Origin of the sequence: Escherichia sp. MOD1-EC6842 (genome assembly GCF_002965705.1) — a bacterium.
GTDB classification, from domain to species: domain Bacteria; phylum Pseudomonadota; class Gammaproteobacteria; order Enterobacterales; family Enterobacteriaceae; genus Escherichia; species Escherichia ruysiae.
The window spans coordinates 75888-97783 of sequence record NZ_PTRF01000005.1 but is presented as its reverse complement, the minus strand read 5'-3'; the positions used below and the strand labels follow the sequence as shown (position 1 = coordinate 97783).

Below are 21896 nucleotides of genomic sequence, written 5' to 3'. Positions count from 1 at the left end.
GGATGAGAAAAGAGATGAATGAATTTCCGGTTGTTTTGGTTATTAACTGTGGTTCGTCTTCGATTAAGTTTTCCGTGCTCGATACCTGTGACTGTGAAGTATTAATGTCAGGTATTGCCGATGGTATTAACTCGGAAAATGCATTCTTATCCGTAAATGGGGGAGAGCCAGCACCGCTGGCTCACCACAGTTACGAAGGTGCATTGAAGGCAATCGCATTTGAACTGGAAAAACGGAATTTAAATGACAGTGTGGCCTTAATTGGCCACCGCATCGCCCACGGCGGCAGTATTTTTACCGAGTCCGCTATTATTACCGATGAGGTCATTGATAATATCCGCCGCGTTTCTCCACTGGCTCCGCTGCATAATTACGCCAATTTAAGTGGCATTGAATCGGCGCAGCAATTATTTCCTGGCGTAACTCAGGTGGCGGTATTTGATACCAGTTTCCACCAGACTATGGCTCCGGAAGCTTATTTATACGGCCTGCCGTGGAAATATTATGAAGAGTTAGGTGTGCGCCGTTATGGTTTCCACGGAACCTCGCACCGCTATGTTTCCCAGCGCGCCCATTCGCTGCTGGACCTTGTGGAAGATGACTCCGGGCTGGTTGTGGCGCATCTTGGCAATGGTGCGTCAATCTGCGCGGTTCGTAACGGTCAGAGCGTAGATACTTCAATGGGAATGACGCCGCTGGAAGGCTTGATGATGGGGACGCGCAGTGGTGATGTCGACTTCGGCGCGATGTCCTGGGTTGCCAGTCAAACCAATCAGAGCCTGGGCGATCTGGAACGCATAGTGAATAAAGAGTCGGGATTATTAGGTATTTCCGGTCTTTCTTCCGACCTGCGCGTACTGGAAAAAGCCTGGCATGAAGGACACGAGCGCGCACAACTGGCAATTAAAACTTTTGTTCATCGAATTGCCCGTCATATTGCCGGACACGCTGCCTCATTACATCGTCTGGATGGCATTATATTTACCGGCGGAATAGGCGAAAACTCAAGTTTAATTCGTCGTCTGGTCATGGAACATTTAGCCGTATTAGGCGTTGAGATTGATGTGGAAATGAATAATCAATCTAATTCCTACGGTGAACGTATTATTTCCAGTGAAAATGCGCGCGTAATTTGCGCCGTTATTCCGACTAATGAAGAAAAAATGATTGCCTTAGATGCAATTCATTTAGGCAAAGTTAACGCTCCCGCAGAATTTGCATAATTTAGTTGAAGTCTTGTAGAGAGATTATTTTTCATGAAGGTAGATATTGATACCAGCGATAAGCTGTACGCCGACGCATGGCTTGGCTTTAAAGGTACGGACTGGAAAAACGAAATTAATGTCCGCGATTTTATTCAACACAACTATACGCCTTATGAAGGTGATGAATCTTTCCTTGCTGAAGCAACGCCAGCGACCACGGCATTGTGGGAAAAAGTAATGGAAGGCATTCGTATCGAAAATGCGACCCACGCGCCGGTTGATTTCGATACTAATATTGCCACTACCATTACTGCCCATGATGCTGGTTATATTAATCAGCCGCTGGAAAAAATTGTTGGTCTGCAAACCGATGCGCCGTTAAAGCGCGCGCTGCATCCGTTTGGCGGCATTAATATGATTAAAAGTTCATTCCACGCATATGGCCGTGAAATGGACAGCGAATTTGAGTACATCTTTACCGATCTGCGTAAAACCCATAATCAGGGCGTATTTGATGTTTACTCACCTGATATGCTGCGCTGCCGTAAATCTGGCGTACTGACCGGTTTGCCGGACGGTTATGGTCGTGGTCGTATCATCGGAGACTATCGCCGCGTGGCGCTGTACGGCATCAGTTATCTGGTACGTGAACGCGAACTGCAATTTGCCGATCTCCAGTCTCGTCTGGAAAAAGGTGAGGATCTTGAAGCCACCATCCGTCTGCGTGAAGAGCTGGCAGAACATCGTCATGCGCTGTTGCAGATTCAGGAAATGGCGGCGAAATACGGCTTCGACATCTCCCGTCCGGCGCAGAATGCGCAGGAAGCGGTGCAGTGGCTCTACTTCGCTTACCTGGCGGCGGTGAAATCGCAAAACGGCGGCGCAATGTCTCTGGGTCGTACCGCATCGTTCCTCGATATCTACATTGAGCGCGACTTTAAAGCCGGCGTGCTTAATGAGCAGCAGGCGCAGGAACTGATCGACCACTTCATCATGAAGATCCGCATGGTGCGCTTCCTGCGTACACCGGAATTTGATTCGTTGTTCTCCGGCGACCCCATCTGGGCGACGGAAGTGATCGGCGGGATGGGGCTGGATGGCCGCACTCTGGTGACTAAAAACTCCTTCCGCTATCTGCATACCCTACACACCATGGGAGCAGCGCCGGAACCAAACCTGACTATTCTGTGGTCGGAAGCATTGCCGATTGCCTTCAAAAAATATGCGGCGCAAGTATCTATCGTCACCTCTTCTTTGCAGTATGAAAACGACGATCTGATGCGTACTGACTTCAACAGCGACGATTACGCGATTGCCTGCTGCGTCAGCCCAATGGTGATTGGTAAGCAGATGCAGTTCTTCGGTGCACGCGCTAACCTGGCGAAAACACTGCTGTACGCAATCAACGGCGGGATGGACGAGAAGCTGAAGATTCAGGTCGGCCCGAAAACGGCACCATTGATGGACGACGTGCTGGATTACAACAAAGTCATGGACAGCCTCGACCATTTCATGGACTGGCTGGCGGTGCAGTACATCAGCGCGCTGAACATCATCCACTACATGCACGACAAGTACAGCTATGAAGCCTCGCTGATGGCGCTGCACGATCGTGATGTCTATCGCACCATGGCTTGCGGCATCGCGGGTCTGTCGGTGGCGACGGATTCACTTTCCGCCATTAAATATGCCCGTGTGAAACCCATCCGTGACGAAAACGGTCTGGCGGTGGACTTTGAAATCGACGGCGAATATCCACAGTACGGCAACAACGACGAGCGTGTAGACAGTATTGCTTGTGACCTGGTTAAACGCTTTATGAAGAAAATTAAAGCCCTGCCAACCTATCGCAACGCCGTGCCGACCCAGTCGATCCTGACTATCACTTCTAACGTGGTGTACGGACAGAAAACCGGTAACACACCGGACGGTCGCCGCGCGGGTACGCCGTTTGCGCCGGGCGCTAACCCGATGCACGGTCGTGACCGCAAAGGCGCGGTAGCCTCGCTGACTTCCGTGGCGAAACTGCCGTTCACTTACGCCAAAGACGGTATTTCGTACACCTTCTCGATCGTCCCGGCGGCGCTGGGTAAAGAAGATCCGGTACGCAAAACTAACCTTGTTGGTCTGCTGGATGGATATTTCCATCACGAAGCGGACATCGAAGGCGGTCAACATCTCAACGTTAACGTTATGAATCGGGAAATGTTGTTGGATGCCATTGAGCACCCGGAAAAATACCCGAACCTGACAATCCGTGTCTCTGGCTACGCTGTGCGCTTTAACGCGCTGACTCGCGAACAGCAACAGGATGTGATTTCACGTACCTTTACCCAGGCGCTCTGACGCCGGAGGATGTATGAAAAAGATTATCGAAACGCAACGTGCCCCTGGCGCAATCGGCCCTTATGTTCAGGGCGTTGATTTAGGCAGCATGGTCTTCACCTCCGGACAAATTCCGGTTTGCCCGCAGACTGGCGAGATCCCGGCTGATGTGAAAGATCAGGCGCGTTTAAGCCTTGAAAACGTCAAAGCGATCGTGGTTGCTGCTGGCCTCACCGTGGGCGATATCATCAAGATGACGGTATTCATCACCGATCTGAACGACTTTGCCACCATCAATGAAGTCTATAAGCAGTTCTTCGATGAGCATCAGGCGACTTACCCGACCCGTAGCTGCGTGCAGGTCGCGCGTTTGCCGAAAGATGTGAAGCTGGAAATTGAAGCTATCGCAGTACGTAGCGTGTAAAGCCCGGAGCGGGGCGATTGCAGAGTCGTCCCGCCCTCTTCACAGAATGGCAATCCGAGAGTGTGGTTATGATTAGTGCATTCGATATTTTCAAAATTGGTATTGGCCCCTCCAGTTCGCATACCGTGGGGCCAATGAATGCTGGAAAAAGTTTTATCGACCGACTGGTGAGTAGTGGCTTATTAACTGCAACAAGTCATATTGTGGTCGATCTTTACGGGTCGTTGTCACTGACGGGCAAAGGCCATGCCACGGATATCGCCATCATTATGGGGCTGGCAGGAAACAGCCCGCAGGATGTTGTTATTGATGAGATCCCTGCATTTATTGAACTTGTGACGCGCAGTGGGCGACTGCCGGTGGCTTCTGGTGCGCATATTGTTGATTTTCCTGTAGTAAAGAACATTATCTTCCATCCCGAAATGTTGCCTCGTCATGAGAACGGGATGCGGATTACTGCCTGGAACGGGCAGGAAGAGCTATTAAGCAAAACCTATTACTCTGTCGGCGGCGGGTTTATCGTTGAAGAAGAACACTTCGGCCTGTCGCACGATGTCGAAACACCCGTACCTTATGACTTCCACTCGGCAGGCGAACTGCTGAAAATGTGTGATTACAACGGCCTGTCTATTTCTGGCCTGATGATGCATAACGAGCTGGCGCTGCGCAGCAAAGCGGAAATTGATGCAGGGTTTGCTCGTATCTGGCAGGTGATGCACGACGGTATTGAACGCGGCATGAATACCGAAGGCGTATTGCCTGGCCCGCTCAATGTCCCACGCCGGGCGGTGGCGCTGCGCCGTTTGCTGGTCTCTAGTGACAATATCTCTAACGATCCAATGAACGTCATCGACTGGATCAATATGTTTGCTCTGGCGGTCAGCGAAGAAAACGCCGCTGGCGGACGTGTAGTGACAGCACCAACTAACGGCGCTTGCGGTATTATTCCGGCAGTGCTGGCCTATTACGATAAATTCCGCCGTCCGCTCAATGAGCGATCCATCGCCCGTTTTCTACTGGCGGCTGGCGCTATTGGCGCGCTGTATAAAATGAATGCCTCCATCTCTGGTGCGGAAGTGGGGTGTCAGGGCGAAATTGGCGTGGCCTGTTCGATGGCGGCGGCAGGGTTAACCGAACTGCTGGGCGGCAGCCCGGCGCAGGTATGCAATGCGGCGGAAATCGCTATGGAGCATAACCTTGGGCTGACCTGCGATCCGGTTGCCGGACAAGTGCAAATTCCGTGTATTGAACGTAACGCTATCAACGCTGTGAAAGCGGTAAACGCCGCGCGGATGGCAATGCGGCGTACCTCTGCACCGCGTGTTTCGCTCGATAAAGTGATCGAGACGATGTATGAAACCGGCAAAGATATGAACGATAAATACCGCGAAACTTCACGCGGAGGACTGGCGATAAAAGTGGTCTGCGGCTGATATTTCATCCGCATTTATCTTTGGGTGCACAAAATGTGCACCCTTTTTTATTGTGATCTGCCGCAAATAGAGAATAATTGTTTCTTTTCTGTTGATTTTATAGAAAATTATTATCCATAACTGCTATTTCAAAGTCTTGATTGTGAAGATTTTCTCTAACCTCACGCGTATCATTTCTTCATTCTAATAACTCGCCTGCAAAAAAACGTAGACCGCGTATCGCCTTGATGCGGCTCGAAAAAAATAAAAAGCCCTACAAAATATTGAGCGAGAAATTATGGAAATTGCAACGAATAAAGGCGTTATTGCAGACGCTTCGACCCCGGCGGGTCGTGCTGGAATGAGTGAAAGTGAATGGCGTGAAGCAATCAAATTCGACAGTACCGACACCGGCTGGGTGATTATGAGTATCGGGATGGCGATTGGCGCGGGGATTGTTTTTCTCCCGGTACAGGTCGGTTTGATGGGATTGTGGGTATTTTTGCTCTCATCAGTGATTGGTTACCCGGCAATGTATCTGTTTCAGCGGTTGTTTATTAATACGCTGGCAGAATCACCGGAGTGTAAAGATTACCCCAGCGTCATCAGCGGTTATTTAGGTAAAAACTGGGGCATCCTGTTAGGTGCACTCTATTTCGTGATGTTGGTGATCTGGATGTTCGTCTATTCCACCGCCATCACCAACGATAGCGCCTCCTATTTACATACTTTTGGCGTGACGGAAAGCGTGCTATCAGACAATCCGTTTTATGGACTGGTACTGATTTGCATTCTGGTAGCCATCTCCTCACGCGGCGAGAAACTGTTATTCAAGATTTCGACTGGCATGGTTCTGACCAAGCTACTGGTGGTCGCGGCGCTGGGCGTGTCGATGGTGGGAATGTGGCATCTGTATAACGTGGGTTCGCTGCCGCCGCTGGGGCTACTGGTGAAAAACGCCATTATTACGCTGCCGTTTACCCTGACGTCGATTCTGTTTATCCAGACATTAAGCCCGATGGTGATTTCCTATCGCTCGCGGGAAAAATCGATTGAAGTAGCGCGGCATAAAGCGTTGCGGGCAATGAACATCGCGTTCGGCATTCTGTTTGTTACCGTCTTTTTCTACGCCGTGTCGTTCACGCTGGCGATGGGACATGACGAAGCGGTAAAAGCCTACGAGCAGAATATTTCCGCGCTGGCGATTGCCGCACAGTTTATTAGCGGTGACGGTGCAGCGTGGGTAAAAGTGGTTAGTGTCATTCTCAATATCTTTGCCGTAATGACCGCGTTTTTTGGCGTCTATTTAGGCTTCCGTGAGGCAACGCAAGGGATCGTAATGAACATCCTGCGCCGCAAAATACCTGCCGAGAAGATTAACGAAACTCTCGTTCAGCGCGGCATCATGATTTTCGCCATTTTACTGGCCTGGAGCGCCATCGTACTGAACGCGCCGGTGTTGAGCTTCACCTCTATCTGTAGCCCGATTTTCGGCATGGTAGGGTGCCTGATCCCGGCGTGGCTGGTTTACAAAGTACCGGCATTGCACAAATACAAAGGGATGTCTCTGTACCTGATTATCGTCACCGGTTTGTTGCTTTGCGTTTCTCCGTTCCTGGCATTTTCTTGATTTACCTGAAATTTTAAGGTTTTTATTATGTTTGATTCGACTTTAAATCCGTTATGGCAGCGTTACATCCTCGCCGTTCAGGAGGAAGTAAAACCGGCGCTGGGATGTACTGAACCTATTTCACTGGCGCTGGCAGCGGCGGTTGCTGCGGCAGAACTGGAAGGTCCGGTTGAACGTGTAGAAGCCTGGGTTTCGCCAAATCTGATGAAGAACGGTCTGGGCGTCACCGTTCCCGGTACGGGAATGGTGGGACTGCCGATTGCGGCGGCGCTGGGAGCGTTAGGTGGAAATGCCAAAGCCGGGCTGGAAGTGCTGAAAGACGCAACTGCGCAGGCGATTGCTGATGCCAAAGCATTGCTGGCGGCGGGGAAAGTCTCGGTTAAGATCCAGGAACCTTGCGACGAGATCCTCTTCTCACGCGCCAAAGTCTGGAACGGCGAGAAGTGGGCGTGTGTCACCATCGTCGGTGGACATACCAACATTGTGCATATTGAGACGCACAATGGCGTGGTATTTGCCCAGCAGGCATGTGTGACAGAGGGGGAGCAAGAGTCGCCGCTGGCGGTGCTCTCCAGAACGACGCTCGCCGAGATCCTGAAGTTCGTCAATGACGTCCCGTTTGAGGCGATCCGCTTTATTCTCGATTCTGCGAAGTTAAACTGTGCATTATCGCAGGAAGGTTTGAGTGGCAACTGGGGGCTGCATATTGGCGCAACGCTGGAAAAACAGTGTGCGCGCGGTTTGTTGGCGAAGGATCTCTCCTCGTCGATTGTGATTCGTACCAGCGCGGCATCTGATGCGCGTATGGGCGGCGCAACGCTTCCGGCGATGAGTAACTCCGGTTCTGGTAACCAGGGGATCACCGCGACAATGCCCGTAGTGGTGGTCGCGGAACACTTCGGGGTGGATGATGAACGGCTGGCACGCGCGCTGATGCTTTCGCATTTGAGCGCGATTTACATCCATAACCAGTTGCCGCGTTTATCCGCGCTGTGCGCGGCGACGACGGCAGCAATGGGGGCTGCCGCTGGGATGGCGTGGCTGGTGGATGGGCGTTATGAAACGATCTCTATGGCGATCAGCAGTATGATCGGCGATGTCAGCGGCATGATTTGCGATGGTGCGTCGAACAGTTGTGCGATGAAGGTTTCGACCAGTGCTTCGGCAGCGTGGAAAGCGGTGTTAATGGCGCTGGATGATACCGCCGTGACCGGCAATGAAGGGATTGTGGCGCATGATGTTGAGCAGTCGATTGCCAATCTGTGTGCGCTGGCAAGCCATTCGATGCAGCAAACGGATCGGCAGATTATCGAGATTATGGCGAGCAAGGCCAGATAAGCGGCGAGTCTTGGGTATCGTGCCTGAAGCCGGATGCGATGCTGGCGCATCTTATCCGGCCTACGAGTGGTGCAATTTATTGATGTTGCTGGGTTTTGTAGGCCGGATAAGGCGTTTACGCCGCATCCGGCAACCTGTCTTTATGCGGCGGCTTCATCCTCGGCTAACCGCGTTTCGGCGTCGGCTACTATCGCTTCCAGCTCGCTCAACATCTCTTCATAGCCAAAGTTTTTAGTTGCGCGAGTGGTTTCTTTCGCCACAACGGGCTTCACTGACTGGCGTTTCTTCGCCGATTTTTTACTCATCATCTTCTCCCTGTAAAAACAACTAGACAGGTAAATCTATCAGTAAAGCGCGCAGCGGGGAATCAGCAACCAGCGTAATGTTAGCCTCGTCACGAATAAATGCACCATCACCGCAGGTCAGTGCCGCTTTCTCTTCATGATGCGTAATTGCATGAAATTGGCCGTGAATCGATTGTAAATAGGCGCGCGGGCCGTGCAGTTGAAAGTTCGCACTTTCGCCCTTAGCGAGCACAATATGATGCAGCCACACTTGCTGGCGCAGTTGCAGGCTACCCTCTGTGCTATCGGGCGAGGCGATTAATTGCTGCTTGCCCATATTAAGCGCCAGTTTTTGAATCAGCGGATTCTCTCGCTGCGGGCAGGCATCCAGCCAAAGCTGCATCCGCGTTAACGGTTTGTCTTTGCTAATGTTATGTTCGCTATAACTCACGCCCGGCTGAGTAGAAAGCAATAAGGCTTCACCGGCGCTGGCCTGAACATGATTGCCTTCACTGTCGCGGTATTCTGCTTCTCCATCCAGAATCACATTCAAAATATCGACTTTTGGATAGGTTCGTGGCTGAAAGGCGGCTCCTGGAGCCAGCACTTCCTGATTGAGCACGCGCAGGGAGGCGTAGCCTAACAATTTAGGGTCGAAGTAGTGTCCAAAGGAAAAAGTATACCGGGCCTGTAACCATCCGTAGTCTGCTTGTCCACACTGCCTGGCAGTTCGGGTAGTAATCATAATTATTGACCTCTCTTTACTTCCTTTTATGGTAAGGGGCTGGACGCTACATTGTTAGCCAGATATTCTGCCCGGTATGTTCAAATTTCCTGAATGAGAACGACATGGCCAAAGAAAGGGCATTAACGCTGGAAGCACTACGTGTTATGGATGCGATCGATCGCCGTGGCAGTTTTGCGGCGGCGGCAGATGAGCTGGGACGCGTGCCTTCTGCGCTTAGCTACACCATGCAAAAACTGGAAGAAGAGCTGGATGTGGTACTGTTTGACCGCTCTGGCCATCGCACCAAATTCACCAATGTCGGGCGTATGTTGCTGGAGCGAGGACGCGTTCTGCTGGAAGCCGCAGATAAACTGACTACCGATGCGGAAGCCCTCGCGCGCGGTTGGGAAACGCATCTCACCATTGTGACCGAGGCGCTGGTGCCGACGGCTGCCTTTTTCCCTTTGATCGACAAACTGGCGGTGAAAGCCAATACCCAACTGGCAATTATCACCGAAGTGCTGGCGGGCGCGTGGGAGCGGCTGGAGCAGGGGCGAGCGGATATAGTTATCGCGCCGGATATGCATTTTCGTTCCTCGTCGGAGATCAACTCGCGCAAGCTCTATACCTTAATGAACGTCTACGTTGCCGCGCCGGATCACCCGATTCACCAGGAGCCGGAACCGCTTTCTGAGGTGACGCGCGTGAAATATCGCGGAATTGCGGTAGCGGATACCGCTCGTGAGCGTCCGGTATTGACGGTGCAGTTGCTGGACAAACAGCCGCGCTTAACGGTCAGCACCATTGAAGATAAACGCCAGGCGTTACTGGCGGGGCTGGGTGTCGCAACTATGCCGTACCCGATGGTGGAAAAAGATATTGCTGAAGGACGGCTACGTGTCGTTAGCCCGGAATCGACCAGCGAGATCGATATCATTATGGCCTGGCGTCGTGACAGTATGGGGGAAGCGAAATCCTGGTGTTTGCGGGAAATTCCAAAGTTGTTCGCCGGAAAATAAACGATTAAGCACCTTTCACAAGGTGCTTAATTATTATTCCTGTTCCAGTTTCGGGTCTGGCCCAAAGCGGTTTTCACCCGGTGTACCCGCCTGGCAGTTAAAGACGATGATAATCAGCCAGCCGATAAACGGGATTAAGAACAGCAGTACCCACCACGCCGAGCGGTCGGTGTCGTGCAGGCGGCGGAACTGAACTGCCCACCACGGTAAAAACACCAGAATGCCATAGATTGTCGTCAGGATGCCTTCGCCACCGGCGCGTTGCCAGCCTAACATTTTATCCAGTAGTCCCAGCACGAACGTAAAGATGATGTTGACCAGAATAAACATCCAGTACTCTTTGCGCCGCGCACGACCCCGAAATCCGACATAATTTTTTAGTACTTTCAGATACCAGTCCATTTTTGCCTCAATTTTGCTCAATCACTTGTTTTTAAAGCAGCAAATTAAGAATAGACATGAATGAAATGGCAGTAAATATCACCACGGTGAATTAATGAGGTGCAATGAACGGAACTTCAGACTGATGGCAAGCGCAAAATCGCCAGATGCGCTACGCTTATCTGGCCTGTGAGTTCTCTGCAATATATTGAATGTACAATATTTTTAGGTCAAATAAGCCGTTCAAGCCGCATCCGACATGAACAACACGCACTTAGCCAGCAATCAGAGGCACCACGAAGGGTGCCTTTGTCTAGCCGAAGCGAACGTCCCGCCCGTGCGGTTCATCAAGATCCTGCCACGGACCAATCGAAATAATCCCCGTAGGGTTGATGGTCTTATGGCTGCGGAAGTAGTGATTACGGATGTGATCAAAATTGACAGTTTCGGCAATCCCCGGCATCTGGTAGATATCGCGCAGGAAGCCGTACAGATTCAGGTAATCGCTGATGCGGTGCTTATCACATTTGAAGTGGGTGACATACACCGGATCAAAACGCACCAGCGTGGTCCACAGGCGAATATCAGCTTCGGTTAACTGGTTACCGGTCAGATAGCGATGCTGACCTAAGATCTGCTCCAGTCGCGCCAGCGATTCAAACACTTTCACCACCGCCTCGTCGTAGGCTTCCTGGCTGGTAGCAAAACCGGCTTTATACACGCCATTGTTGACGGTGTCGTAAATCCAGCCGTTAAGTTCGTCAATTTTAGTTTGCAGCGCAGGAGGATAATAATCTCCCGCTTTCGCGCCCAGTGCATCAAACGCGGTATTGAACATGCGGATGATTTCCGCCGATTCGTTGCTGACAATGGTGTGGTTCTTTTTGTCCCATAGCACGGGAACAGTGACACGTCCGCTATAGTGTGGATCGGCGTGGAGATAAAGCTGATACAGAAACTCATGTTGATAGAGCGTATCACCGGTTGCTCCCGGAAAACTGTCATCAAAGGTCCAGCCATTTTCCAGCATCAGCGGATTCACCACGGAAACGGAGATAAACGGTTCCAGACCTTTGAGTTTACGCATAATCAGCGTGCGGTGTGCCCACGGGCAGGCGAGTGAAACATAGAGATGGTAGCGATCTTTTTCTGCGGCAAAACCGCCTTTGCCGGTTGGTCCTGGTGCGCCGTCAGCGGTGAGCCAGTTACGAAATGCGGAAGCTGAACGTTGAAATTTACCGCCGGTGGATTTGGTGTCGTACCAGGTGTCATGCCAGACGCCGTCAATCAGTTGACCCATTTTTCTCTCCTCCAATAGCAAAAACGAGGAGTGTTTCTCCTCGTTTCAGATTGCTGGCAAAGTGCACATTTTTGATTGTCGGATGCGATGCTTACGCATCTTATCCGACCAACAAATATCGTTAAGTATAGTCTCTGCTTACCACTTTTTATTCAGCAGGCGGTCGATGCTGAATGCGCCCGGCCCCGTAATTGCCAGCAGCAGGAATCCGCCAGAAATGGTCAGGTTTTTCATAAACATCAGCGAGTTCATGCCCTCTGCAAAATTGCTGTGAAATAAAAACGCAGTCAGCAGTGTAAAGCCAGCGGTAAACAGCGCCGTGGTACGAGTCAGGAAACCAAACAGAATTGCCAGACCACCGCCAAACTCAAGCAAAATCACCAGCGGCAGCATAAAGCCGGGGACGCCCATTGCTTCCATATATTGTTGCGTACCCGCGTAGCCTGTAATTTTTCCCCAGCCTGCCGTAATAAACAGAATCGGCATTAAAATACGCGCTACCAGTACACCAATATCTTCTAATTTTTTCATCTTACTCTCCACTGCGCCGCTCAGGCTGCTGATTGTTTTTTTGTGCATTGACGCGGTATTAGCGTCGTTGCTGTCGATGGAGAGAAGCATAAACGTAGTGAATGGTGATTGTTAGCAAGGAAAACTGTCAAATTTTTTCAAAAATTTTGAGGGATAAGGCCGGAATGGCTCCGGCCAGAAAGACGTTAACCGCGCAGCTGTTGCTGTTTGAGGGTGGTTTTAACCAGACGCCAGGCACTCCATACGCCAAAACCGCGCCTGGCCCAGCGAACCAGCATATTCGGATGGCGAATTGTCCAGATAGCCATCACGCTACTGCCAACCAGCGCCCAGGAGCGCAGACTCAACAGTATATTCCAGCGACGATCGTAAGCGCCTGTTGCTTCCAGCCAGTCTCGACGACTGGCGGAAAGATCCAGCCGTTGTTGCTGGATCTGGCTAAGTAGTTGTGCCTTGCGGCGTTCACGTTCGACTTTACCGCTCACGGGACTCCTCCTCGAGCAGTTGCCGATCGTTCGCCAGTTCATGGCGCGTGTGGCGCAACAGTGTCGATTTCCGTGACTTGCGTAACGTCCAGATACCGCCAATCAGTGCCAGTAGCAGCAACACCACGGTGGTGGCAATCATCGCATTCAGGCGATATTGCGGATCAACCGCCCAGATAATCAGCACCATCAGGCTCATAAGACCAAATGCAGCGAAAAGCATCGTCAGGCCCAGCATCAGTAACAGTTGAAAGAGATTGGCTTTTTCCTCTTCCAGCTCCACCACCGCCAGCCGCAGACGTGTCTCCACCATTTCGACCATGATGGTGACTATTCGCTGCCCGATGCCCAGAACGCTTTTACCGGGCCCTTGCGCGTGATGAGTGTCCGCCATAATTAACGACGCGACAGCAGAACGCCGAGCACTACACCGATTGCAGCGCCAATGCCCACACCCGTCCACGGATTTTCACGCACGTACTCATCGGCACGCGCCGCCGCTTCACGAGTCTGTTTGGCAATTGCCTCGCCAGTTTCACCCAGGCGATAGCGGCTCTGTTTTAGCGCCTGCTCTGCTTTACTACGAATCTTACTCAACTCTTCTTTCGACTTATCTCCTGAGGCGCTTAGTACTTCTTCCAGCGTATCAGACAGGGATTTCAACTCTGCACGCAAATGTTCCGTAGTGTGTTCTTTCGACATAGTTTTCTCCAGGTGAGTAAGTAATGACTATTGTGAATTAGTAGTCGCGCGCTTCCAGCTTTTTCAGCTCTTCCTGCGCTTCTGCCAGTTTCCGTTCGCGTTTGGCAATCTTGTCCGCATCGCCTTTTTGCTTCGCCTCAGCTAAATCTTGCTTGCGTTCCGCCACCTCATCTTTCTGCTTAGCGATTTTTTTCTGATGATCGGCGCGAAGCTGGCTATCTGAACAGTTGGCCCGGACTTCACTCAGGGCTTTATTCAGACCGTCAATACGATTCTGGTTTTGGTGTTTTTCGGCATAGCTGATCTCCTTAAGGATATTTTGCTCCTTTTCCTGACACAGGGTAGTGGCATAACTACCGGCACTAAGAGCAAAAAGAGAAACAGCTAAAGCAATGCGGTATTTCATTCTTGAACCTTCCATTGTGACTCGAACCTATTACAAAGGAACGATTGTCCAGACAACGAAGCGGTAGTGTTAACCACCGCCTCATTAATCATAGACAGTAACGGTGAAATCACCAAAGTGAGTGATATGTTTCGGATAACAGGAAGTTATCCGAAGCGATGAGAATTATCCCGCAGCCGGGTCAGCCACTGCATGGCCTGACTGTTATCGTCCTGCTGCGCAATGATGTAGCCATGGGGCAATGTTCTGTCGAGGACTGCTTTTGCGGCGGCACTCTGGTCGCTGGAGTCAAACGTAATTAACAGAGTGTCGTTCTTGGGGGTAATGCTTTTGAAAGGAATGCCGTGAGCGTCAAGGTGATGCCAGATGGAAAAACCGTCTGGCATCGTCATGCCTTGATGAACGGCACGGATCGCCAGCGTTGAATCTTGCTGACGAACCGCAGACCAGGCCAGCAACAGCGTGCCGACCAGCAATAAAGCAGCGCCGAACCAGACTAGCTGGCGAAGCGACATGCGAGGTATTTGCATCCTTTACCCCCGATTTCCATATTTCTTTTTCCATAACACGACCAGAGAACCTGCCAGGCCAAATACCAGCAGTACCACCGGGAGCAGCATCAGGCATGACATTAGCTGATCCTCGTACTTCAAAAATACCGGCGTTTTGCCGAGCATGTAACCCAGGGTTGTCAGGATCAACACCCACAACAAACCGCTCATCCAGTTGAAGAACTGAAAGCGTGCGTTATTCAGCCCTGATAACCCGGCAATGGTCGGCAGCAGTGTTCTGACAAACGCAATAAAGCGACCAATTAATAGCGCCGATAAACCGTGTTTGTGAAAAAGATGGTGTGCGCGTTGGTGATAGTGCGCGGGTAAATGGGAAAGCCAGTTTTGTACAGTGCGGGTATTGCCCAGCCATCGCCCCTGTATGTAACTGACCCAGCAGCCAAGGCTGGCGGCTACGGTCAATAGCAAAATCGTTTGTGGATAACCCATCGCGCCTTTAGCAATCAATACGCCGACCAACACCAGTAAGCTGTCGCCCGGTAAAAAGGCTGCCGGAAGCAAGCCGTTTTCAAGGAACAAAATTACAAACAAGACAAAATACAACATGCCAATCATCGACGGATTGGCCAGCGTTTCAAAATCCTGCGCCCACAGGGCCTGCAGTAATTGGGTCAAAAGTTCCATTCATTATTCCTGGTGAATCGGTTAACGCCACGCCGGTTTTAAATGATGCACTCCCGCCAGATTATTGCTGTTTTTGTATGGATTGCGGGTCGGAGCACCAACACGGCCTGAACTATTCCCTGTTAAAACGTGAGATAAGAAAACATTTAATAGCATAAATTCAAATTGAATCTAATTGTAACAAAGGTCAACGTTGTTCGTTATCAAAATTACATGTCCGTGGAGTCTGATTTTGCTGATTGCAGGGGAGGGTGGCGAGAGGATTTACACAGGCTGACACTTTATACTTTTTGCTTACTGACAAAGCGTACAGGCGCGTTGTAGCGCCTGCCCGATGGGAATTTCATTTGCTGCCGCTGGCGGCCGTATCCAGATGCACAACCGGGTTTTCTGCGAACAGGTAACGGTCGGCGTTGAACTCGAAATCGTCGCTGGTTTCGTTAAATAACATTATCTTGGTGTTTTCCAGATGCTGCCACATTGCCAGCTTAGCGGCATGGGGATCTTTGCGAATTAACGCCTTAAGGATCTGATCGTGGTCATCACACCAGTTATCGACGGTACGGGAATCAATGTGTTCGTGGAGTTTTTTCCAGTACGGGTTATGGCTACGCTGGGTCCACATCTTCTCAACGATGGCTGCCAGGGCTGAGTTCTGCGTCGCCAGGGCAACCTGAATATGGAACTGCAAATCCCACTCGGAATCGCGGAAGCATTGTTCGCCGCGAGCCTGCTCCTGGATGGCCATCAATTTCATGATGTCCTGCTTGGTCACCTGGGTTGCGGCAAACTCGGCAATATTGCTCTCGATAAGCTGGCGAGCCTGTAGCAGTTCAAACGGGCCGTAATTGGCAAATTCCATATTATCGTCAGCCGCCTGCTGATGGCGCGGCTGGTTGGAAACCACGTGAATACCTGAACCTTTACGCACCTCCACATAGCCTTCAACTTCCAGCATGATGATGGCTTCACGAACTACCGTTCGGCTGACGTTTTTTTCATCGGCAATAAAACGTTCGGCGGGCAGTTTATCACCCACCAGATAGACGCCCTGCTCAATGCGCTCTTTCAGGTCAGCAGCAAGTTGTTGGTACAAACGGCGTGGTTCAGAGATTTCCATATGCGTCTCCCGGAATGGAATGCGGACAAAGTTATCATACCACTTTATTTATGGGTATGCCATTGTTCATATATAGATATGGTGATTGAAATAATGTATTTAATTAACATTGTGAATATTTATAAATTCCTAAAAATTAAGCGTCGATATTGTGAAAATTACTATGTTTCAGTAACTTAATTTTTCGCTTTTTAAATTAATATTAACTAAAAATGCTTTTTTATATTGACTTACAATAAATCTACATTTCTAATGCACTAACTTTTTTGAAACAATTTTGTAAGATCAATTCTATATGGTGGCGAAAATTAAACTCTTATCACGGCTTACGCCGCTTTTATTCGTGTTCGCTCCTTTTTTTGCACAGTCAAATATGACTGTTTATCCTATGGCTGTTTCTATTAATAGTCAGGGTGAAGGCAACGTTCGTGTAATATCTAAAAGTAATGAAGTTCAGTATATCAAGGCGACAGTATTCCGTATCGATAATCCATCGACGCCTCAGGAAAATGAAGTTGAGATTAAATCCGGTGATGCAAATCATCTGGTCGTTATGCCACCCAAATTCGCCTTACCAGCCGGTAGCAGCAAAACCGTGCGCTTTGTCGCAATGGAACCAGAGCAAAAAGAGAAAAATTACCGCGTTAAATTTGAAGCAGTTCCCAGTATTGATGACGTTGCCACAGATAAAAAAGATCTCTCTATGCAGTTAACAGTTAACTTGATTTGGGGGATTGTTGTTAGTGTTCCACCCCAACAACCTATTGCTAAGTTAGAAGTAAATCCTGCCAAAAAATTATTTAATGCAGGGAATCAACGTTTAAAACTTTTAACGATCGCTTATTGCAAAAATAATAGCAAAGATAATTGTAAGATGCAGACCGTAAATAAAAATATCTTCCCTGGTCAGGAAATAAATCTTGAAAGCATATCTGGCCACGACAAGATCGTTGTCAAATATAATAACTGGATCACTAAGGATAATGGCGAGTTTGAGCTGGCGATCCATTAATTATCATTGTCATAAACGAAGGAATAGTAATGAAAAAGGCATTTGCAAAATCTCTTCTGGTAGCAGCGTTATTCTCTGTAGCAGGCTCCGCGTTAGCAGTACAAAAAGATATTACTGTAACAGCTAACGTTGATGCCGCTCTGGATATGACGCAAACCGATAACAGCGCACTGCCGAAAGCAGTTGAAATGCAATATCTGCCGGGTCAGGGTCTGCAATCTTATCAGTTGATGACTAAAATTTGGTCTAACGATGTGACTAAAGACATTAAAATGCAGTTGGTTTCCCCTGCGCAACTGGTTCATAACCTGGACGGCAGCAAAACTGTTCCGCTGACTGTGACCTGGGGTGGTACTGAAATCAAGTCCGATGCCGCTACCACTTTTGAAGCAACCAAAATTTTTGCTTCCGATGCTTTAACCAACGGTTCTTTGGCTAAAAACCTGATGTTTACTCAGACTACCAAAGGTGTACTGGAAACCGGTATTTACCGTGGTGTGGTAAGCATCTATCTGTCCCAGGATATCTAATCCGGATAACAGAATTAATACGTAATAAAGGGGGGCTTGTCCTCCCTTATTTTAACTATTTTAGTCGTTGTTATGGATTACAGGGTTGCCATGGATAAAAAATTACTGGCTCTTTTGATCCTGGCGAGTCTCAGCCCGGCAAAGGCAGCATTAACTAAAATTCCCGCTGGGTTTGAGGTTATTGCGCAGGGACAGCAGGAGTATATTGAAGTCTATTATGCCGGGAAAAGTCTCGGTAAATATTATGCAATGGTTAATCTTGATGCGGTAACATTTCTGGATTCAGCAAGTTTATATAATAAGCTGGAGCTGGATACCAAAGACCAAAAAATCACTCAAGCCGTAAAAGCGAGACTGGCACAACCACTGGCGCGTCATGGTGAACTGGCTTGTGGTTTTGCGCAGACCGATTCAGGATGTGGCTTTCTCAATACCGATTCTGTTGACATTATTTTTAATGATGAAGAGAGTTCCGCCACCCTCTTTCTGAATCCCCAATGGAGTTCCTCGTTAAATTCAAAATCGCTATATTTAAATCCAGACAGAAACGCGATTAATGCATTTATTCATCAGCAGGATATTAACGTGCTGGTGCAGGATGATTACCAATCGTTCTCCATTCAGGGCAATGGTGCGCTGGGTGTCACAGAGAATAGTTATATTGGCGGGCACTGGAATTTCAATGGCTATGAGGCAGAAGATGTCAGCGATAATAATGCTGATGTCAGCGATCTCTATTATCGTTATGATTTTTTACGTCGTTATTATGTGCAGGCGGGGCGAATGGACAACCGCACGCTATTTAATGCACAAGGCGGGAATTTTACTTTTAACTTTCTGCCACTCGGTGCAATCGATGGAATGCGTATCGGGTCAACACTCAGTTATTTAAACCAGGCGCAGAGTCAGCAAGGAACGCCAGTAATGGTCCTGCTTTCGCGCAATTCTCGTGTTGACGCTTATCGTAATGAACAACTTCTGGGATCGTTTTATCTCAATAGTGGTTCGCAATTTATTGATACTGGTTCCTTTCCGCCAGGCAGCTACAGCGTGGCGTTAAAAGTTTATGAGAACAACCAACTCACCCGCACTGAACTTGTCCCTTTTACCAAAACAGGGGGGCTGACGGACGGAAATGCGCAGTGGTTCTTACAGGCCGGTAAAACCACCTCCCAGGCTGCCGATGACGAAAGTTCAGCTTATCAACTGGGTTTTCGCCTGCCGTTACATCCACAATATGAGCTCTACGCAGGGCTGGCGAATGCCGATGATGTGAATGCTTTCGAGTTAGGTAATAACTGGACGGCGGATTTAGGCGGGGTGGGGAATCTTGCCGTAGGTGCCAGTCTGTTCCGCAATGACGATGGCGGCAAAGGTGATATGCAGCAGGTTAACTGGAGTAATTCGGGATGGCCGACGCTGGGCTTTTATCGTACCAACTCCGACGGAGATGCTTGTACAACCGACAGCAGAGATAGCTACAACGCCTTAAGCTGTTATGAAAGCATATCCGCTACGATTTCACAGAATCTTATCGGCTGGAACATGATGCTGGGTTATACCCGCACGCAAAATAACACCGACGACAGCTTACGCTGGGACAAACAGCAGAGTTTTGAAAATAACTATCTTCGCCAGACTTCTGCGCAAAGTATTTCTGAAACCGTACAGCTTAGCGCGTCTCGCACTTTTGTAATGCGTGACTGGATTTTGAGCACTTCTGTCGGGGTTTTCCATCGTAACGACAACGGCGGAGATAACGACGACAACGGATTGTACTTATCGTTTTCGTTATCTGATACACCAACGATGGACAGCAATAATAACAGTCACTCAACCAATGTTTCGACTGACTATCGCTATAGCGATCAGGATGGCGACCAAACTTCATGGCAGTTATCGCATACCTTTTATAACGATTCATTCAGCCATAAAGAACTTGGCGTGACCGTCGGTGGTCTGAACACCGATACCATAAACAGCGCGGTTAACGGTCGCTGGGAAGGGCAGTACGGTAATCTCAACGGAACTGTATCAGACAGTTACGATCGCAAGAACCATGATCATCTTTCAGCCTTTACAGGGTCTTACAGTTCCACACTGGCGGTGAGTCGTTACGGAATTAATCTGGGAGCCAGTGGAACAGATGATCTGCTCGGCGCTGTATTAGTCGATGTAAAAGGATTTACTGAACAGGATGAAGAGAGCCAGGATCTGCAATTCGAAGCTCGGGTTGCGGGCAGCAGAACTCTGCAACTTGGTCAAAGTGACAGTGTGTTGTTCCCCTATGCTGGATTCCAGTCGGGCTTTGTTGACGTCAGGGACAGCAACCAGGGCAACCAGCAGGGAACAACCAATATTATCAATGGCGCGGGAAACCGGGAATTAATGTTGCTGCCCGGTAAGTTACGTTATCGCGAAGTCACTGCCAGCTTTAACTACAACTATATTGGTCGCTTGTTATTGCCAGCATCAGTAGAGAAATTCCCGCTGATTGGTCTGAACAGCACCATGTTATTGGTGGCTGAAGATGGCGGATTTACGCTGGAAATTAGCGGCAATGATAAAGAATTGTATCTGCTTTCCGGACACGAATTCCTTAAATGTCCGCTGACTGTTGTGAAGAAACGCGCCAGCATTCGTTACAGCGGCGATGTGACTTGTAGCGTCGTGAGTTATTCGCAATTGCCAGAGTCGATTCAGGTTCAGGCGCAGTTAAAACAGCCTAAATTACGCGAAAGTGTGCAAACGGCGCAAAGGGAGGTTGCACCATGAGAAAGCGATTGATTGCCATACTATTTTGCTTTTTGGGCTCGGTTGCGGGTGTTCAGGCATCGCCCAACGTTACGGCTGAAATTACTTATGATTTGGCAGTCGGCAGGGCAGATTATTACATCTGGAACAAGGAAGAACCCCCTGCTATAAACTACGACACCGCATGGTCAAGTTATCAGTGCAATTTTCCTGATCGACAGCAGATTTGTACACCATCTGGTAATTATTCAAACGTGAAAATTTATATGACAGAAAAGCGCAGTGGTATGCGTTGGCCAGTTAACCTTAAAGGATATACGAATTTTGTGGTCCGCAATCCAGGAGGGGACTGTGATGGCTGGTCGGCGCAATTCCCTTTAGATAGTACAACTACTCGTCGATGTATAGCTAATAGCGGTGCTTATAATGCCAATGTAAAACTGTTAACGCTCTATCTTGAGCAAGCAGAAATGAAAAAATTACCGATTGGTGGCGTCTGGGAAGGTTCCGTTAAAATGCATTTTACCTACCCTGGAGCAGATTATTTTGCGGATATCACGCTTAATACGCTCGATCCCAACCATATCGATATCTTCTTTCCGGAGTTTGCCCACGCCACGCCACGGGTACAGTTGGATCTACACCCGACGGGGAGCGTCAATGGCAGTAACTATGCTCAGGATCTGACCACGCTGGATATGTGCCTGTACGATGGTTTTAACGGCAACGCCATCAGTTATGAAATCCAGCTTAAAGATGAAGGTCGCCCGGCTGCCGGGCGAAGAGATGGCGACTTCTCGATTTATCGTCAGGGAGGAACATCGACAGATGCCTCAGAACGCATTGATTACCGGGTAAAAATGTATAACCCGGAAACGGGCGGGCAAATTGATGTTCGCAACAATGAAAATATGGTCTGGAACAGCGTCAACCTGAAGCGCGTTCGTCCGGTTGTGCTGCCAGGAATTCGTTACGCCGTCATGTGTGTGCCGACGCCATTAACCCTGGCGGTCGATAAATTTAGCGTGATGGATAAACAGGCAGGGTATTACATGGGGAAACTATCGGTAATTTTTACTCCATCTCTACCAACCATCAATTAACCCTATAGGCCG

The 21896-nt window shown here is 49.4% G+C and carries 24 protein-coding genes; 11 read left to right on the top strand and 13 right to left on the bottom strand.

Annotated features, from left to right (window positions below):
• Positions 1-14 precede the first annotated feature (14 nt).
• The 6 genes from tdcD (at position 15) to cyuA (ending at position 8334) form a co-directional block, all read left to right on the top strand.
• A complete protein-coding gene (tdcD, locus tag A7Z29_RS07805; RefSeq protein ID WP_010346322.1) occupies positions 15-1223 on the top strand; it encodes a propionate kinase in 1209 nt (402 codons plus the stop codon).
• Between the two features lie 33 nt (positions 1224-1256).
• Positions 1257-3551, top strand: coding sequence for a 2-ketobutyrate formate-lyase/pyruvate formate-lyase (gene tdcE, locus A7Z29_RS07800; RefSeq protein WP_105290065.1), 2295 nt, complete (start codon positions 1257-1259; stop codon positions 3549-3551).
• 13 nt (positions 3552-3564) lie between these two features.
• Positions 3565-3954, top strand: a complete 390-nt coding sequence (locus A7Z29_RS07795; protein ID WP_000719986.1) for an enamine/imine deaminase — start codon at positions 3565-3567, stop codon at positions 3952-3954.
• Positions 3955-4022: 68 nt separating this feature from the next.
• Positions 4023-5387, top strand: coding sequence for an L-serine ammonia-lyase (gene tdcG, locus A7Z29_RS07790; protein ID WP_105290064.1), 1365 nt, complete (start codon positions 4023-4025; stop codon positions 5385-5387).
• A gap of 277 nt (positions 5388-5664) precedes the next feature.
• The gene (locus A7Z29_RS07785) at positions 5665-6996 is read left to right on the top strand and encodes an SLC5/6 family protein (RefSeq protein WP_000401618.1); all 1332 of its coding nucleotides are present in this window, start codon (positions 5665-5667) and stop codon (positions 6994-6996) included.
• 27 nt (positions 6997-7023) lie between these two features.
• Positions 7024-8334, top strand: coding sequence for a cysteine desulfidase (gene cyuA / locus A7Z29_RS07780; protein ID WP_105290063.1), 1311 nt, complete (start codon positions 7024-7026; stop codon positions 8332-8334).
• A 140-nt stretch (positions 8335-8474) separates the two neighbouring features.
• Here cyuA and yhaL read toward each other — a convergent pair whose 3' ends face one another.
• A complete protein-coding gene (gene yhaL / locus A7Z29_RS07775) occupies positions 8475-8639 on the bottom strand; it encodes a protein YhaL (protein WP_010346326.1) in 165 nt (54 codons plus the stop codon).
• A gap of 22 nt (positions 8640-8661) precedes the next feature.
• On the bottom strand, positions 8662-9363 hold the full coding sequence (locus A7Z29_RS07770; RefSeq protein WP_105290062.1) for a pirin family protein: 702 nt from the start codon (positions 9361-9363) through the stop codon (positions 8662-8664).
• Positions 9364-9467: 104 nt separating this feature from the next.
• Here A7Z29_RS07770 and yhaJ point away from each other — a divergent pair, with 104 nt between their 5' ends.
• A complete protein-coding gene (gene yhaJ / locus A7Z29_RS07765) occupies positions 9468-10364 on the top strand; it encodes a DNA-binding transcriptional regulator YhaJ (protein WP_001041002.1) in 897 nt (298 codons plus the stop codon).
• A gap of 33 nt (positions 10365-10397) precedes the next feature.
• On the opposite strand, the gene A7Z29_RS07760 is transcribed toward yhaJ, so the two are convergent.
• The 11 genes from A7Z29_RS07760 to exuR form a co-directional block, all read right to left on the bottom strand.
• Entirely contained in the window at positions 10398-10766 is a 369-nt protein-coding gene (locus A7Z29_RS07760) for a DUF805 domain-containing protein (protein WP_000384146.1), read from the bottom strand.
• A gap of 292 nt (positions 10767-11058) precedes the next feature.
• Complete coding sequence (yqjG, locus tag A7Z29_RS07755) at positions 11059-12045, bottom strand: glutathionyl-hydroquinone reductase YqjG (protein ID WP_000531183.1); 987 nt, start codon at positions 12043-12045, stop codon at positions 11059-11061.
• 138 nt (positions 12046-12183) lie between these two features.
• A complete protein-coding gene (locus A7Z29_RS07750) occupies positions 12184-12576 on the bottom strand; it encodes a DoxX family protein (protein ID WP_000732221.1) in 393 nt (130 codons plus the stop codon).
• A gap of 185 nt (positions 12577-12761) precedes the next feature.
• Positions 12762-13061, bottom strand: a complete 300-nt coding sequence (locus A7Z29_RS07745; protein WP_000015589.1) for a YqjK-like family protein — start codon at positions 13059-13061, stop codon at positions 12762-12764.
• Complete coding sequence (locus tag A7Z29_RS07740) at positions 13051-13455, bottom strand: phage holin family protein (RefSeq protein ID WP_000785727.1); 405 nt, start codon at positions 13453-13455, stop codon at positions 13051-13053. Before A7Z29_RS07740 ends, A7Z29_RS07745 begins: the two co-directional genes overlap by 11 nt.
• A gap of 2 nt (positions 13456-13457) precedes the next feature.
• Positions 13458-13763 carry an ElaB/YgaM/YqjD family protein gene (locus A7Z29_RS07735; RefSeq protein ID WP_000031409.1) on the bottom strand — a complete coding sequence of 102 codons (306 nt, stop codon included), beginning with the start codon at positions 13761-13763 and terminating at the stop codon, positions 13458-13460.
• Between the two features lie 37 nt (positions 13764-13800).
• Positions 13801-14169 carry a DUF1090 family protein YqjC gene (gene yqjC / locus A7Z29_RS07730; RefSeq protein WP_010346332.1) on the bottom strand — a complete coding sequence of 123 codons (369 nt, stop codon included), beginning with the start codon at positions 14167-14169 and terminating at the stop codon, positions 13801-13803.
• Between the two features lie 146 nt (positions 14170-14315).
• A complete protein-coding gene (gene mzrA, locus A7Z29_RS07725) occupies positions 14316-14699 on the bottom strand; it encodes an EnvZ/OmpR regulon moderator MzrA (protein ID WP_001166774.1) in 384 nt (127 codons plus the stop codon).
• Between the two features lie 3 nt (positions 14700-14702).
• Positions 14703-15365, bottom strand: coding sequence for a DedA family general envelope maintenance protein YqjA (gene yqjA, locus A7Z29_RS07720; RefSeq protein WP_000422149.1), 663 nt, complete (start codon positions 15363-15365; stop codon positions 14703-14705).
• Positions 15366-15386: 21 nt separating this feature from the next.
• Entirely contained in the window at positions 15387-15521 is a 135-nt protein-coding gene (locus A7Z29_RS24035; RefSeq protein WP_432758335.1) for a hypothetical protein, read from the bottom strand.
• A gap of 187 nt (positions 15522-15708) precedes the next feature.
• On the bottom strand, positions 15709-16485 hold the full coding sequence (gene exuR, locus A7Z29_RS07715) for a transcriptional regulator ExuR (protein WP_000406033.1): 777 nt from the start codon (positions 16483-16485) through the stop codon (positions 15709-15711).
• A 295-nt stretch (positions 16486-16780) separates the two neighbouring features.
• Here exuR and A7Z29_RS07710 point away from each other — a divergent pair, with 295 nt between their 5' ends.
• The 4 genes from A7Z29_RS07710 (at position 16781) to A7Z29_RS07695 (ending at position 21884) form a co-directional block, all read left to right on the top strand.
• The gene (locus A7Z29_RS07710) at positions 16781-17497 is read left to right on the top strand and encodes a fimbria/pilus periplasmic chaperone (RefSeq protein WP_085461219.1); all 717 of its coding nucleotides are present in this window, start codon (positions 16781-16783) and stop codon (positions 17495-17497) included.
• A gap of 29 nt (positions 17498-17526) precedes the next feature.
• Positions 17527-18027: a CS1 type fimbrial major subunit gene (locus tag A7Z29_RS07705; protein ID WP_105290061.1), complete on the top strand. Its 501-nt coding sequence runs from the start codon at positions 17527-17529 to the stop codon at positions 18025-18027.
• Between the two features lie 90 nt (positions 18028-18117).
• On the top strand, positions 18118-20802 hold the full coding sequence (locus A7Z29_RS07700; RefSeq protein WP_105290060.1) for a TcfC E-set like domain-containing protein: 2685 nt from the start codon (positions 18118-18120) through the stop codon (positions 20800-20802).
• Positions 20799-21884, top strand: coding sequence for a CfaE/CblD family pilus tip adhesin (locus A7Z29_RS07695; RefSeq protein ID WP_105290059.1), 1086 nt, complete (start codon positions 20799-20801; stop codon positions 21882-21884). The genes A7Z29_RS07700 and A7Z29_RS07695 overlap by 4 nt, the downstream gene beginning before the upstream one ends.
• Positions 21885-21896: the final 12 nt, after the last annotated feature.

Coding starts and splice junctions, on each gene's coding strand:
- tdcD (WP_010346322.1), top strand. CDS start 15: ATGAATGAATTTCCGGTTGTTTTGGTTATTAACTGTGGTTCGTCTTCG.
- tdcE (WP_105290065.1), top strand. CDS start 1,257: ATGAAGGTAGATATTGATACCAGCGATAAGCTGTACGCCGACGCATGG.
- A7Z29_RS07795 (WP_000719986.1), top strand. CDS start 3,565: ATGAAAAAGATTATCGAAACGCAACGTGCCCCTGGCGCAATCGGCCCT.
- tdcG (WP_105290064.1), top strand. CDS start 4,023: ATGATTAGTGCATTCGATATTTTCAAAATTGGTATTGGCCCCTCCAGT.
- A7Z29_RS07785 (WP_000401618.1), top strand. CDS start 5,665: ATGGAAATTGCAACGAATAAAGGCGTTATTGCAGACGCTTCGACCCCG.
- cyuA (WP_105290063.1), top strand. CDS start 7,024: ATGTTTGATTCGACTTTAAATCCGTTATGGCAGCGTTACATCCTCGCC.
- yhaL (WP_010346326.1), bottom strand. CDS start 8,639: ATGAGTAAAAAATCGGCGAAGAAACGCCAGTCAGTGAAGCCCGTTGTG.
- A7Z29_RS07770 (WP_105290062.1), bottom strand. CDS start 9,363: ATGATTACTACCCGAACTGCCAGGCAGTGTGGACAAGCAGACTACGGA.
- yhaJ (WP_001041002.1), top strand. CDS start 9,468: ATGGCCAAAGAAAGGGCATTAACGCTGGAAGCACTACGTGTTATGGAT.
- A7Z29_RS07760 (WP_000384146.1), bottom strand. CDS start 10,766: ATGGACTGGTATCTGAAAGTACTAAAAAATTATGTCGGATTTCGGGGT.
- yqjG (WP_000531183.1), bottom strand. CDS start 12,045: ATGGGTCAACTGATTGACGGCGTCTGGCATGACACCTGGTACGACACC.
- A7Z29_RS07750 (WP_000732221.1), bottom strand. CDS start 12,576: ATGAAAAAATTAGAAGATATTGGTGTACTGGTAGCGCGTATTTTAATG.
- A7Z29_RS07740 (WP_000785727.1), bottom strand. CDS start 13,455: ATGGCGGACACTCATCACGCGCAAGGGCCCGGTAAAAGCGTTCTGGGC.
- A7Z29_RS07735 (WP_000031409.1), bottom strand. CDS start 13,763: ATGTCGAAAGAACACACTACGGAACATTTGCGTGCAGAGTTGAAATCC.
- yqjC (WP_010346332.1), bottom strand. CDS start 14,169: ATGAAATACCGCATTGCTTTAGCTGTTTCTCTTTTTGCTCTTAGTGCC.
- mzrA (WP_001166774.1), bottom strand. CDS start 14,699: ATGCAAATACCTCGCATGTCGCTTCGCCAGCTAGTCTGGTTCGGCGCT.
- yqjA (WP_000422149.1), bottom strand. CDS start 15,365: ATGGAACTTTTGACCCAATTACTGCAGGCCCTGTGGGCGCAGGATTTT.
- A7Z29_RS24035 (WP_432758335.1), bottom strand. CDS start 15,521: ATGCTATTAAATGTTTTCTTATCTCACGTTTTAACAGGGAATAGTTCA.
- exuR (WP_000406033.1), bottom strand. CDS start 16,485: ATGGAAATCTCTGAACCACGCCGTTTGTACCAACAACTTGCTGCTGAC.
- A7Z29_RS07710 (WP_085461219.1), top strand. CDS start 16,781: ATGGTGGCGAAAATTAAACTCTTATCACGGCTTACGCCGCTTTTATTC.
- A7Z29_RS07705 (WP_105290061.1), top strand. CDS start 17,527: ATGAAAAAGGCATTTGCAAAATCTCTTCTGGTAGCAGCGTTATTCTCT.
- A7Z29_RS07700 (WP_105290060.1), top strand. CDS start 18,118: ATGGATAAAAAATTACTGGCTCTTTTGATCCTGGCGAGTCTCAGCCCG.
- A7Z29_RS07695 (WP_105290059.1), top strand. CDS start 20,799: ATGAGAAAGCGATTGATTGCCATACTATTTTGCTTTTTGGGCTCGGTT.